Below are 13,367 nucleotides of genomic sequence, written 5' to 3' on the forward strand. Positions count from 1 at the left end.
GCGGCCTCCGGGCGGGTCGGACGGCGCCGGTGGGATCGTCCGTTCCGCCGGGCGCGCACCTCGTAGGGTGGCGCCATGAGTACTTACGTGATCACCGGTGCGGGTAGCGGTATCGGCGCGGAGGTGGCCCGGCTGTTGCGGGAGGACGGTCACGATCTGGTCGCGATCGTGCGGTCGGAGGGGCGGGCGGCGGATTTGGCCGGCCCGGGAGTGCGGACGGTGGTGGCCGACCTGGAGCGTCCGGAGACCATCGCGGAGGCGCTGGCGCCGTTGGCGGACGAGACGTTCGCGGGGCTGGTGCACAGTGCGGGCGTCGCGGAGCTGGGCACGGTGGCGTCGACGGCCGTCGCGGTGTGGGCGCACACGCTGACCGTGAACGTGGTCGCGGTGGCGGAGGTGACGCGGGTGTTGTTGCCGGCGTTGCGGCGGGGGCGGGGCGACGTGGTGTTGCTGAACAGCGGGGCGGGGCTGCGTACGAGTGCGGGGTGGACGGCGTATGCGGCGAGCAAGCACGCGTTGAAGGCGTTCGCGGACGGGCTGCGGGAGGAGGAGCCGGGGCTGCGGGTGACCAGTGTGTATCCGGGGCGGACGGCCACGGCGATGCAGCGTGGTGTGCGGGAGCAGGAGGGCGGGGCGTACGAGAGCTCGCGCTACAGCGATCCCGTGACGGTGGCGGGGGTCGTGGTGTCGGCGCTTTCGCTTCCGGGGGATTCGGTGGTCAATGACGTGACGGTGCGCTCGCGGGGTTGACGTGAGGTTGTTGTCCTCAAACGCCGGACGGGCTGGTGTGGTGGGTTCGGTGCCCGGAGTCGGGCTGCGCTTCGTCCTTCGGACGGGCTGATTGGGGCCCGGTTCGGTTCCGGGCTGCGGTCCGCCTTGTCCTCAAGCGCCGGACGGGCTGAATGGGTTCGGTTCCGGTTCCGGGCTGCGGCCCGCTTTGTCCTCAAGCGCCGGACGGGCTGATTGGGTTCGGTTTCGGGGGTGGGCTGCGGCCCTGTTTGTCCTCATGCGTCGGACGGCCGGGGGTTGGGCCGGGTTCGGCTCCGGGGCCGGGCTGCGCCCCGCCTTGTCCTCAAGCGCCGGACGGGCTGAGTGGGGTTTGGCTTTGGGGGCGGGCTGCGGACCCGCGTTGTCTTCAAGTGCCGGTCGGGCTGGTTTGGGCCGGGGTTTGGCTGTGGTTCGTTTGTTTGTCGAGTGTGGGTGTTTGGCTTCAGCGGTCGGTGTTGTCTTTGGGGAGGACGCCCTTTTGGAGGACGTCTACGCCGCAGATTTTCTTGGCTGCTGTTACCGGGTCGTTGGGGAAGCGGAATGAGGTGCGGTCCCAGGCGCCGGTGAAGTTCTTTTTGAAGCGGCTCCAGGTCATGGGTTCTTGGACCGAGTCCTGGAGTTCTTTGATGTTGCCGGTGTTCGTGTTGCCGCAGGTGAGGGCGTAGCGGGCGGCCTTGACGCGGATCGGGTCTATGCCCGGGGGCAGGACGGCGTCCGGGGAGGTGTACTGGGCGAAGACCCAGGCGATGTCGATTTCCTTCTCGTGGCCCGGGCGGCCCCGGGTGGTGAGTTCGACGTGGGCGGCCAGGGGGTAGGCCAGGCCGAGGATGTCGACGGAGACGCCGTCGAGCGGGGTGTTCGCGCCGTTCATGCCGAGGTTGGTCCATACCGTGGCGACCGGCGCGGGCAGCTTCGGGTCGAGGGCGGTGACGTAGAAGCCGTCGTACCAGGGGTAGACGATCACGTGCTTGTGGTCGGCGCGGGCGGCCTCGGCGGCGGCGGGAAAGCGTGGGTAGTTGGCCACGTACGAGTACGCGGTGACCGGGTTGGCGACCTTGAGCGCGCTGATGTAGAAGGCACGTTCGTCGGCGATGCCGCGCGGGCCGATGCCCTCGTAGGGCACCCGGAAGGCGACCGCGCAGACCACGGCCCAGCCGATCAGCACGGTGGCGGCGGGTACCGCGAGCCGGTTCGCGGGGACCACGAGGATGGGCAGCAGCAGGGTGAACAGGCCGGGCAGCAACATCCGGGCGTGCATGAAGTCGCCGCCGACGCGGATCACGTAGAGCAGCATGACCAGGCCGCACGCCACGGGGACGGCGACGACGGTGATCCGGGCCCATCCGGCGCGGTCGATCGTGCGCGGGTCCAGTCGGGCGCGGGCGCGAGCGGGGTCGCGGCGTACCCGCAGTACCGCCTGGGCGAGCACACACGCGGCGAGTACGACGAACGGGATCCACAGGTGGTACGGCCCGGCCAGGTCGCGCACGTAGTTCCAGCCCCGGGACCAGTCGCTCGCCGACGCCTCCTTGGTCACGGCGGGCAGCGGCAGCATGACGCCGTAGTAGCCCATCCGGAAGATCTCGTACAGCAGGGGGAGGGTGAACGCGGTGCCGAACAGGGCGAGGGCGCGGAGCGGGCGCGGGCGGCGGATCACGGCGAGCGCGATCAGGAATCCGAGCGTGGCGATGGCCAGGTCGGGGCGGACCATGGGGCCCAGGCCCGCGACGAAGGCCAGCGCGTAGGTGATGCGGGCGCGCGGGTCGTGCGGGAGGCGGACCAGGAGCCACCAGCAGCCGGCGATCCACAACGTGGTCAGCCCGGTTTCCAGGCCGGAGGTGGCGAAGTCCCACACCGGCGGGAGCGCGAGCAGGGCGATCACGCCGAACGGCACCAGGACGGGGACGCGCGCGGTGCGTTCGTGCAGCCGACGGGTGGCCTGGAGCGCGAGGACGTAGCCGGCGGTGGTGCACAGCAGGCCCAGGTAGACCGCGAGGCGGCCGACGTCGCTCTGGGTGATCCAGGACGCGAGCACCAGGATCCACTGCCACAGCGTGCTCGTGGAGGACTCGGCGCGTTCGCCCACGTTGAACACGGGGCCGTTGCCGGCCAGGATCTGGCGCACGGTGCGGGTGAAGATCAGGCCGTCGTCGCTGATCCAGCGTCGGTGCCAGCCCAGGATCAGCACGATCAGGGCGGGCGTCAGCACCATCGCGAGGTTCCAGCGGTTCGTGCCGCGGGTGGACGGGCCGTCCTGGGGGGGATCGGCCCGTCGCCCGAAGCGCGAGCGCCCGGACAGCACACTCACGAGGCTCATGGTTCGTTGACTCCAGTCGGGGCGGGCGGGCCGACCACACCATAACCACTGATGATCGACCGCCGGACCGATGACGGGCTCAGGAGGGCGAGCAGAATTTCTTCTCGGCCTCGATCGGGTTGGCCGGGATCCGCAGCTTGGTTCGGTCCACGGCACCGGTCAGGTTCTTCCAAAAGCGCGACGCGGACATCGGTTCGTCGACCGAATCGACGAGTTCGGCGAGGTCGCCGCAGCGCAGCGCGGCCCGGGCGGCGCGGATGTCCTCCTGGGTGGCGGCGTCCGGCGGGACCAGCGCGTCGCCGGCCGGGTCGACGTAGAGCGCGACGTTCCAGGCGAACGGCAGCAGCTTCTTGTGGCCGGCGGCGGTGTGCCGGGTCTCGGTGATGTGCGCGCCGACGGTGTTGGACAGCCCCCACACGTCGACCACGATCCCGCCGAGCGGGGTGATCGAGCCGCCGACTCCGAGCCGGCCGATGACCAGGCCCCTGTCGTGGTGGAGGTCGGTGCGCAGCGGCAGCGGCGGCACCTTCATGTAGTTGGGGTCCACGAAGAGCAGACGTTCGCCGCCGGCCTTCTCGTTGCGGAACGCCTCTTCTATCGTCGGCAGCGTCCGGATGTGCGCTTCCTCGGTCGTGGGGTTGTCGGTCCTGGTCCACGCGGCGTAGGTGTCGCGTTCGTTCCAGACCTGGTTGCCGTTGCCGTCGGGGGCCGGCGTGGTGATCACGCCGGAGCGCAGCGTGCTGCCGCAGACCACCGCCCAGACCGCGACCAGCACGATGACGGGGGTCACGAGCCGGTCCAGGGGGGCGAGCAGCAGCGGGAGCAGGACCAGGAGCAGTACGGGCAGCCACATGCGGCCGTGCATGAAGTCGCCGCCGACCTTGAGCACGTACACGGTCTGGCCCAGCGCGGCGACCAGGGGGGTGCCGATGACGATCCAGGTGCGCCGGTCGGCGGGGCGGCGCCGGGTGAGCGCGAGGGCGACCGCGACCACGATCAGGATCATCGGGATCCACAGGTAGTACGGCTTCATGTAGTCGGTGAGGTAGTCCCAGCCGCGGCCCCACAACGATCCCGACGCCTCCTTGGTGAGGGCGGGCATCGGGAAGATCAGGCCGTAGTAGCCCATCCGGAAGATCTCGTAGGCGGCGGGCAGGAACCCCGCGCAGGCGAGCATCGCCAGGGCCCTCGGCCAGCGGGCGCGGATCAGCAGGAACTGGGCGGCGAGCAGGATCACCATGGTCAGGCCCAGGTCGGGGCGGACCAGGGGGCCCAGGCCGAACCAGAAGGACAGGGCGAGGGTGCGCCGGGTGGTGTGGGTGCCGACCGGGCGCAGCCAGGTGCCGATCAGCAGCCACCACGACAGGCCTATCCAGAACAGGATCAGGCCGGTCTCCATGCCGGCGGTGGCGAAGTCCCACACGGAGGGGACGGCGATGAACACGAGCACGCCTGCGGGCAGCAGCAGCCGGGTGACCGCCAGGCCGCGGAAGAGCCGACGGGTGCCGTCCAGGGACAACCACAGGCCGGCGACCGACAGGATCAGGCCGGTGTAGACGGCGGTGGGCGCGTAGTCGAACGGGGTGATGCCGCCGAGCAGCGCGAGCAGCCATTGCCACAGCGTGCTGGTGGAGGTCTCCACACGTTCGCCGGCGCTGTAGACGGGGCCGTTGCCGGCCAGGATCTCGCGGACCGCGCGGGTGAAGATGAGGCCGTCGTCGGTGATCCAGCGCTGGTGCCAGCCCATGATCGCGAAGACCAGCGTGGGCAGGCCCAGGGCGAGCAGGTCCGGCAGTGGGACGCGGGCGCGCCTGCGCTCGGCGGGGGGCCGGGTCGGCGCGGTGGTGGTGTCCGCGGTGCCCGCCTCGGGAGCCGATGGGGGCTCGCCGGTCGGGGACTGTAGGTCCGGGTCGGCGACGCGTGCGGCGTCGGCGGGCCCGGAGGTGCCGGGGGGAGGGGTCACGTGGTCTCGTTCGTTTCCTGGGCGGGGGCGCCCGCCGTCTGCTGCACGTCGCTGCCGTCCCGCCGGCCGTCGACCGCCCGCCGGGGGCGCGTATCCGAAGTCCGCTGATCCTAACGCACCGGCATGCGCCCTATTGGGTGACCCGGGGACGGGGAAGGCTTGCCCGGAGCGGTCTCGGACGGGTCTTCGGGCCCCGGCCGGGCATCACGACGCGCGGCGCCGCACCAGGGCGTACCGGAGAAACGAGCGAATGGGGCAACTATGTGCCTGCTTGTGCCTGCTTCCGCGGTGCGCCGACGCGCGGTATCCGCCGTCGGGCTTCCCGCGGCGCTCACGCCGCGGAGCCCGGCGGCGGCACGGACGGGACACCGGTGGGGGCTCGAAGGCGCGGCCGGGGGTGGGCGGTCACCCAACGTACTTGCATAGTGATTCGGCTATCCGTATAGTCATGCTCCTGACAAGGAGGCGGTAATGGGGGCCAAGGCGGCACTGGCGGGGGCGAGTGGATACGCGGGCGGGGAGATCCTGCGCCTGCTGCTCGCACACCCGGAGATCGAGATCGGCACGCTCACGGCGGGGTCCAACGCGGGCCGACGCCTGGGCGAGCTGCAGCCGCACCTGCTGCCGTTGGCCGACCGCGTCCTCGTCGAGACCACGGCCGAGAACCTGGCGGGCCACGACGTGGTCTTCCTGGCCCTGCCGCACGGACAGTCCGGCGCGCTGGCCGCGCAATTGGGCGCCGACGTGCTCGTGGTGGACTGCGGCGCCGACTACCGGCTGCGCGACGGTGCCGACTGGGAGGAGTTCTACGGATCCCCCCACGCCGGGACGTGGCCGTACGGACTGCCCGAGCTGCCGGGCGGGCGCGCCGCGCTCGCCGGCACCCGGCGGATCGCGGTGCCGGGCTGCTACCCGACCGTCTCGCTGCTGTGCACGGTGCCCGCCACCGCCGCCGACCTGGTCGAGCCCGACTGGGTCGTGGTCGCCGCGTCCGGCACCTCCGGGGCGGGCAAGGCGCCCAAGCCGCACCTGCTGGGCAGCGAGGTGATGGGCTCCGTGAGCGCCTACGGCGTCGGCGGGGTGCACCGGCACACACCGGAGATCCTCCAGGGGCTGCGCGCGGTCACCGACGCGCCGGTCACGGTGTCGTTCACCCCGACGCTGGTGCCCATGTCGCGCGGCATCCTGGCCACCTGCACCGCCCGGCTGCGGCCGGGTGTCACCGCCGAGGCGGTCCGCGCGGCCTACACCGCGGCCTACGCCGACGAGGGCTTCGTCCACCTGCTCGCCGAGGGCCAGTGGCCCGCGACCGCGATGGTTTACGGCGCCAACACGGCCGTCGTACAGGTCACCGTCGACGAGCGCGCGGGCCGCGTCGTGGTGGTCGGCGCGATCGACAACCTCGCCAAGGGCACCGCCGGCGGCGCCATCCAGAGCACCAACATCGCCCTCGGCCTCGCCGAGGACCTGGGACTGAGCAAGACGGGGGTAGCGCCGTGAGCGTCACCGCAGCACAGGGCTTTCGCGCCGCGGGCGTGGCCGCGGGCCTCAAGAGCACGGGCGCGCCCGACGTGGCGCTGATCGTCAACGACGGCCCCTCGATCGCCGGGGCGGCGGTGTTCACCGCCAACCGGATCAAGGCCGCGCCGGTGGTGTGGTCCGAGCAGGTGGTCAAGGCCGGCCTCGTGCAGGCGGTCGTGCTCAACTCCGGCGGCGCCAACGCCTGCACCGGCACCGAGGGCTTTCGCAACACGCACGCCACCGCCGAGAGGGTCGCCGAGGCGCTGGGGCTGAACGCCGGCGAGATCGTGGTGGCCTCCACCGGCCTGATCGGCGTGCAACTGCCGATGGACCGGCTGCTGCCGGGCGTCGACAAGGCGGCCGCGGCACTGAGCGCCGACGGCGGCGAGGCCGCGGCGATCGCGATCAAGACCACCGACACCGTGCACAAGCAGTCCGTGGTCACCGACCCCGCCGGGTGGACCGTCGGCGGCATGGCCAAGGGCGCGGGCATGCTCGCCCCCGGCCTGGCCACCATGCTCGTCGTGCTCACCACCGACGCCGCGGTCGACGCCGAGACGCTGGACGCGGTGCTGCGCGGCGCCACGCACACCACGTTCGACCGGATCGACTCCGACGGCTGCATGTCCACCAACGACACCGTGCTGCTGATGGCCTCCGGCGCCTCCGGCGTCGAGCCCGACCTCGCCGCGTTCGCCGAGGCGGTGCGCACCGTCTGCGGCGACCTCGCCCGGCAGCTGATCGGCGACGCCGAGGGCGCGAGCAAGGACATCCGGATCGACGTGACGGGCGCCGCGACCGAGGCCGACGCGCTGGAGGTGGCCCGCTCGATCGCCCGGAACAACCTGTTCAAGTGCGCCGTGCACGGCGAGGACGCCAACTGGGGCCGCGTGCTCGCCGCGATCGGCACCACCGCCGCGACCTTCGACCCCGACCGGCTCGACGTCGCCTTCAACGGCGTGTGGGTGTGCCGGGACGGTTTCGTCGGCGAGGACCGCGAGCTGGTCGACATGACCCCGCGCGAGACGCACATCGTGGCCGACCTCAACGCCGGCGAGGCCGCCGTGACGGTGTGGACCAACGACCTCACCGCCGAATACGTCCACGAGAACTCGGCCTACTCGTCATGACCGGTATCGACAGCCAGACGAGGGGGAGCGGGATGCGGACGGAATCGGCCGACAAACAGGGGCGCAACAACGCGGCACTGGCCAAGGCGCACACGCTGATCGAGGCGTTGCCGTGGTTGGAGCGCTTCTACGGCAAGACCGTGGTGATCAAGTTCGGCGGCAACGCCATGGTCGACGACGCGCTCAAGCAGGCGTTCGCCCAGGACCTGGTGTTCCTGCGGTTCGCCGGGCTGCGCCCGGTGATCGTGCACGGCGGCGGCCCGCAGATCAGCGCGCAGCTGGACCGGCTCGGCATCGAGTCCTCCTTCGCCGGCGGCCTTCGGGTGACCACGCCCGAGGCGATGGACGTGGTGCGCATGGTCCTCGCCGGCCAGGTGCAGCGCGAGATCGTCGGCCTGATCAACCGGCACGGGCCGTTCGCCGTCGGGATGACCGGCGAGGACGCGCACACGATGACCGCGGAGAAGCGGCTCGCCGTCGTGGACGGCGAGTCGGTCGACATCGGCCTGGTCGGCGACATCGTCGAGGTCGACCCCGGCGCGATCCGGGCGCTGCTCGACGACAACCGGATACCGGTGATCTCCTCGATCGCGCGCGGCGCCGACGGGCACGTCTACAACGTCAACGCCGACACCGCGGCCTCGGCGCTCGCGGTGGCGCTCGGCGCGGAGAAGCTGGTCGTGCTCACCGACGTCGAGGGGCTGTACGCCGACTGGCCCGTCAGCGACGAGGTGATATCGCGCCTGGACGCCGACGAGTTGGCCGCGCTGATGCCGAACCTGTCCACCGGCATGCTGCCCAAGATGGAGGCGTGCCTGCGGGCCGTGCAGGCCGGGGTGCCGGCCGCGCACGTGCTCGACGGGCGTGTCGCGCACTCGCTGCTCCTCGAGGTGTTCACCGACGAGGGCATCGGGACCATGGTCGTGCCCGCCCGGGACAAGTACGCCGCGGCCGCGGCCGACATCGACCACGTGCACAACGACGACGAAGACTCCGAGGGGGCGGCGTGACCATCACCGAGAGCGGTGCCGCCGGTGCGCTGACGCAGCGGTGGAACCAGGCGCTGATGCACAACTACGGCACACCCGCGATCGAGCTGATCAGCGGCTCGGGCGCGCGCGTCGTGGACGGCGCGGGCAACACCTACGTCGACTTCCTCGGCGGCATCGCGGTCAACGCGCTCGGCCACGCGCACCCGGCGATCGCCGCCGCGGTGAGCGCGCAGCTGGGCCGGCTGGGCCACGTGTCCAACCTCTACATCGCCGAACCGCCCGTGACGCTCGCCGAGCGGCTGCTCGGGCTGTTCGGCCGCCCCGGCCGGGTCTACTTCGGCAATTCGGGCGCCGAGGCCAACGAGGCCGCGTTCAAGATCGCGCGGCGCACCGGCCGGCCGCAGATCATCGCCGCCGAGGGCGGGTTCCACGGCCGCACCATGGGTGCGCTGGCGATGACCGGCCAGCCCGCCAAGCGCGAGCCGTTCGCCCCGCTGCCCGGCGGCGTCGACTTCGTGCCCTACGGCGACGTCGACGCGTTGCGCGCCGCCGTCGGTCCGCGGACCGCCGCGGTGATCCTGGAGCCCATCCAGGGCGAGAACGGCGTGGTCATGCCCGGCGAGGGCTACCTGGCCGCGGCCCGGGAGATCACCGCCGCGCACGGCGCGCTGCTGATCCTGGACGAGATCCAGACCGGCATAGCCCGTACCGGTTCCTGGTTCGCCCACCAGCCGCTCGGCATCGAGCCCGACGTGGTCACGCTGGCCAAGGGGCTGGGCGGCGGGTTGCCGATCGGCGCCTGTGTCGCCTTCGGGTCGGCGGCCGAGTTGTTGCGGCCGGGCCAGCACGGCACCACGTTCGGCGGCAACCCGATCTGCTGCGCCGCCGCGCTCGCGGTGCTCGACACGATCGAGAACGACGACCTGTGCACCCGTTCGGCGCAACTCGGCGAGCGGCTGCGGGCGGGAATCGACAAGATCGCCCATCCGCTGGTCGACGAGGTGAGCGGAGCGGGCCTGTTGATCGGTATCGTGCTCACCGCACCGGTGGCGCAGACCGTGCAACAGGCGGCGCAGGACGCGGGTTTCCTCGTCAACGCCGCCGTGCCCACCCGGGTCCGGCTCGCCCCGCCGCTCGTCGTCGACGACGCGGACGTGGACGCGCTGCTCGGGGCGCTGCCCGCAATCCTGGACGCCGGCCTCGCCGCCGCACCCGCCGGAGGAACTTCGTGAACACCGTCCGACGACGACGCGTGCGGCGCTAGGCGGGGTCGGCCCATGAGCAGCGAGCCCGGCGCCGGCGAGCCCGGCGCCGACGCGACCCCGGTCGAGGGCGTATACGCGGTGCCCAGCACCCGGATCGCCCGCCACCGGCGGATCGTCGACATCCTGACCCGGCACCCGGTCCGGTCGCAGAACCAACTCGCCCGGCTGCTCGCCGAGGACGGCCTGGCCGTCACCCAGGCCACGCTGTCCCGGGACCTCGACGAACTCGGCGCGGTGAAGATCCGCGACGCGGAGGGATCGCTGATCTACGCCGTGCCGGCGGAGGGCGGCGATCGCACCCCGCGGGCGCCGCTGGAGGAGTCCGCGGTCGAGGGACGGCTGTCCCGGCTGGCCGGCGAACTGCTGGTGTCGGCCGAGGCGTCGGGCAACCTCGTGGTGGTGCGCACACCGCCCGGGGCGGCCCAGTTCCTGGCCTCCGCGATGGACCACGCCGAGTCCCGGCTGATCCTGGGCACCATCGCCGGCGACGACACCATCCTGATGGTCTCGCGCGACCCGGAGGGCGGCGCGGCGCTCGCCGCGCACCTCCTGGCCCTCGCCGAGCACAAGGGATAGCCGGCCCGGTCCGCCCGCGACCATCGACTTCCACACCGCCAGAGCGCTCGGCTCGGCCCGAACCCGGCACCACATCCGCCGAACCGCTCATTCGTAAGGAGAAATCGCTCGTGACCGAGCGCGTCGTACTCGCCTATTCCGGAGGTCTAGACACCTCCGTCTGTATCCCATGGATCGCCGAGGAGACCGGCGCCGAGGTCATCGCGGTGGCCGTCGACGTCGGCCAGAACGGCGAGGACCTGGACATCATCCGCAAGCGGGCACTGGCCTGCGGCGCGGTCGAGGCCGAGGTCGCGGACGCCCGCGACGAGTTCGCCGACGGCTACTGCCTGCCGGCCATCCGGGCCAACGCGCTCTACATGGACCGCTACCCGCTGGTCTCCGCGCTGTCTCGGCCGGTGATCGTCAAGCACCTGGTCGCCGCCGCGCGAAAGCACGGCGCGACCACGGTCGCGCACGGCTGCACCGGCAAGGGCAACGACCAGGTCCGCTTCGAGGTGGGCATCTCCTCGCTCGCCCCCGACCTGACGTGCATCGCCCCGGTCCGCGACTACGCGATGACCCGGGACAAGGCGATCGCCTTCGCCGAGGCGAAGAACCTGCCGATCGTCACCACGAAGAAGTCGCCGTACTCGATCGACCAGAACGTCTTCGGGCGGGCCGTGGAGACCGGCTTCCTGGAGGACATCTGGAACGCGCCGATCGAGGACGTGTACGAGTACACGCAAAACCCGGCCGACGCGCGGGACGCCGACGAGGTGGTGATCACCTTCGAGCACGGCGCGCCGGTGGCCGTCGACGGCCGCGAGGTCACCGTGCTCCAGGCGATCGAGGAGCTGAACCGGCGGGCGGGCGCGCAGGGCGTGGGCCGGATCGACATGGTCGAGGACCGGCTGGTCGGCATCAAGAGCCGCGAGGTCTACGAGGCCCCGGGCGCGATCGCGCTGATCACCGCGCACCAGGAGCTGGAGAACGTCACCGTCGAGCGCGAGCTGGCCCGCTACAAGCGCACCGTCGAGCAGCGCTGGGCCGAACTGGTCTACGACGGCCTGTGGTTCTCCCCGCTCAAGCGGGCCCTCGACGGCTTCGTCGCCGAGGCCAACCGGAACGTGTCCGGCGACATCCGGATGACCCTGCACGGCGGGCGGGCCGTGGTCACCGGTCGGCGCAGCGACCAGTCGCTGTACGACTTCGACCTCGCCACCTACGACACCGGCGACACGTTCGACCAGTCGCAGGCCAAGGGCTTCATCGAGCTGTTCGGGCTCTCCGGCAAGATCGCGGCGCGTCGGGACGGTCGCTCGTGACCGAGAACACCGACCGGGTGAGCCTGTGGGGCGGCCGTTTCTCCGGCGGCCCCTCCGAGGCTTTGGCCCTGCTCTCCGCCAGCGTGCACTTCGACTGGCGGCTCGCGCCGTACGACATCGCCGGCTCCCGGGCGCACGCCCGGGTCCTGCACGCGGCCGGACTGCTCACCGACGACGAGCTGGCCCGCATGCTGGCCGGCCTGGACACGCTGCACGAGCACGTCGAGTCCGGTGTCCTGGTCGCCACGATCGCCGACGAGGACGTGCACACCGCGCTGGAGCGCGGTCTGCTCGACATCCTCGGCCCCGACCTGGGCGGCAAGCTGCGCGCGGGCCGCTCGCGCAACGACCAGATCGCCACCCTGGGCCGGATGTACCTGCGCGACCACGCGCGGATCCTGGGCCGGCTTCTCGCCGACCTCCAGGAGGCGCTGATCGAGCAGGCCGCCGCGCATCCCGACGCGGTGATGCCGGGCCGCACCCACCTCCAGCACGCCCAGCCGGTGCTGCTCGCGCACCACCTGCTCGCCCACGTGCAGGCCTTCTCGCGCGACGCCGACCGGCTGCGCGACTGGGACCGGCGCGCCGACGTGTCGGCGTACGGGTCCGGCGCGCTCGCCGGGTCCTCCCTCGGGCTCGACCCCGAGTCGGTGGCCCGCGACCTCGGCTTCTCCGCGTCCGCGGCGAACTCGATCGACGGCACCGCCTCGCGCGACTTCGCCGCCGAGTTCGCGTTCGTCACCGCGATGCTCGGGGTGAACCTGTCCCGGCTGGCCGAGGAGATCATCGTGTGGAACACGAAGGAGTTCTCCTTCGTGACGCTGGACGACGCGTTCTCCACCGGGTCCTCGATCATGCCGCAGAAGAAGAACCCCGACATCGCGGAGCTGGCGCGGGGCAAGTCGGGCAGGCTGATCGGCAACCTGACCGGGTTGATGGCCACCCTGAAGGCGCTGCCGCTGGCCTACAACCGCGACCTCCAGGAGGACAAGGAGCCGGTCTTCGACTCGTGCGACACGCTCGAAGTCCTGCTTCCGGCGTTCACCGGGATGATCGCCACGCTCACCTTCCATCGCGAGCGGCTGGCCGAACTGGCGCCGGCCGGCTTCTCGTTGGCCACCGACATCGCCGAGTGGCTGGTCCGCCGCGGCACTCCGTTCCGGGTGGCGCACGAGGTGGCGGGCGCGTGTGTGAAGTACTGCGAGCCGCGCGGGATCGAGCTGTGGGACCTGACCGACGATCAACTCGCGGAGATCTCGCCGGAGTTGACCCCGGAGGTGCGCTCGGTACTGACCGTGTCCGGCTCGGTCGCCTCGCGTGACGGGCGCGGGGGCACCGCCCCGGTCCGGGTCGCCGAGCAACTCGGCGAGCTTCGGGCGGACGTGGCCGGCCAGCGCAAGTGGGCCGGCGTGTAACACCGCACGGCACCGGGATCGACCTGAGACGATGGGCCCGCAACCTCCGGGGGGAGGTGGCGGGCCCATCGTCGTGTCCGCATGCCGTGAGGCGTCCGGTTTCGGGGTGGTTG

10 protein-coding genes are annotated in these 13,367 nt (G+C 71.8%); 8 read left to right on the forward strand and 2 right to left on the reverse strand.

Going from position 1 to position 13,367, the window contains the following annotated elements; translation table 11 throughout:
• The first annotated feature begins 75 nt into the window (after positions 1 to 75).
• On the forward strand, positions 76 to 750 hold the full coding sequence (locus ACFRCG_RS40505; RefSeq protein WP_380040994.1) for an SDR family oxidoreductase: 675 nt from the start codon (positions 76 to 78) through the stop codon (positions 748 to 750).
• Between the two features lie 460 nt (positions 751 to 1,210).
• Here ACFRCG_RS40505 and ACFRCG_RS40510 read toward each other — a convergent pair whose 3' ends face one another.
• Positions 1,211 to 3,085, reverse strand: coding sequence for a hypothetical protein (locus ACFRCG_RS40510; RefSeq protein ID WP_380040996.1), 1,875 nt, complete (start codon positions 3,083 to 3,085; stop codon positions 1,211 to 1,213).
• Positions 3,086 to 3,164: 79 nt separating this feature from the next.
• A complete protein-coding gene (locus tag ACFRCG_RS40515; protein ID WP_380040998.1) occupies positions 3,165 to 5,048 on the reverse strand; it encodes a hypothetical protein in 1,884 nt (627 codons plus the stop codon).
• Between the two features lie 471 nt (positions 5,049 to 5,519).
• Here ACFRCG_RS40515 and argC point away from each other — a divergent pair, with 471 nt between their 5' ends.
• The 7 genes from argC to argH all read left to right on the forward strand — a co-directional run bounded on the left by argC (position 5,520) and on the right by argH (position 13,254).
• On the forward strand, positions 5,520 to 6,548 hold the full coding sequence (gene argC, locus ACFRCG_RS40520) for an N-acetyl-gamma-glutamyl-phosphate reductase (protein WP_380041000.1): 1,029 nt from the start codon (positions 5,520 to 5,522) through the stop codon (positions 6,546 to 6,548).
• Positions 6,545 to 7,699: a bifunctional glutamate N-acetyltransferase/amino-acid acetyltransferase ArgJ gene (argJ, locus tag ACFRCG_RS40525; RefSeq protein WP_380041003.1), complete on the forward strand. Its 1,155-nt coding sequence runs from the start codon at positions 6,545 to 6,547 to the stop codon at positions 7,697 to 7,699. Before argC ends, argJ begins: the two co-directional genes overlap by 4 nt.
• Before the next feature lie 32 nt (positions 7,700 to 7,731).
• The gene (gene argB / locus ACFRCG_RS40530; protein WP_380041005.1) at positions 7,732 to 8,709 is read left to right on the forward strand and encodes an acetylglutamate kinase; all 978 of its coding nucleotides are present in this window, start codon (positions 7,732 to 7,734) and stop codon (positions 8,707 to 8,709) included.
• Between the two features lie 2 nt (positions 8,710 to 8,711).
• Positions 8,712 to 9,923 carry an acetylornithine transaminase gene (locus ACFRCG_RS40535; RefSeq protein WP_380041031.1) on the forward strand — a complete coding sequence of 404 codons (1,212 nt, stop codon included), beginning with the start codon at positions 8,712 to 8,714 and terminating at the stop codon, positions 9,921 to 9,923.
• Between the two features lie 45 nt (positions 9,924 to 9,968).
• Positions 9,969 to 10,532, forward strand: coding sequence for an arginine repressor (locus tag ACFRCG_RS40540; protein WP_380041007.1), 564 nt, complete (start codon positions 9,969 to 9,971; stop codon positions 10,530 to 10,532).
• A gap of 110 nt (positions 10,533 to 10,642) precedes the next feature.
• On the forward strand, positions 10,643 to 11,839 hold the full coding sequence (locus ACFRCG_RS40545) for an argininosuccinate synthase (protein ID WP_380041009.1): 1,197 nt from the start codon (positions 10,643 to 10,645) through the stop codon (positions 11,837 to 11,839).
• Positions 11,836 to 13,254, forward strand: coding sequence for an argininosuccinate lyase (gene argH / locus ACFRCG_RS40550; RefSeq protein ID WP_380041011.1), 1,419 nt, complete (start codon positions 11,836 to 11,838; stop codon positions 13,252 to 13,254). The genes ACFRCG_RS40545 and argH overlap by 4 nt, the downstream gene beginning before the upstream one ends.
• Positions 13,255 to 13,367 lie beyond the last annotated feature (113 nt).

The sequence above is a fragment of the Embleya sp. NPDC056575 genome (assembly GCF_042793325.1).
Lineage (GTDB): Bacteria > Actinomycetota > Actinomycetes > Streptomycetales > Streptomycetaceae > Embleya.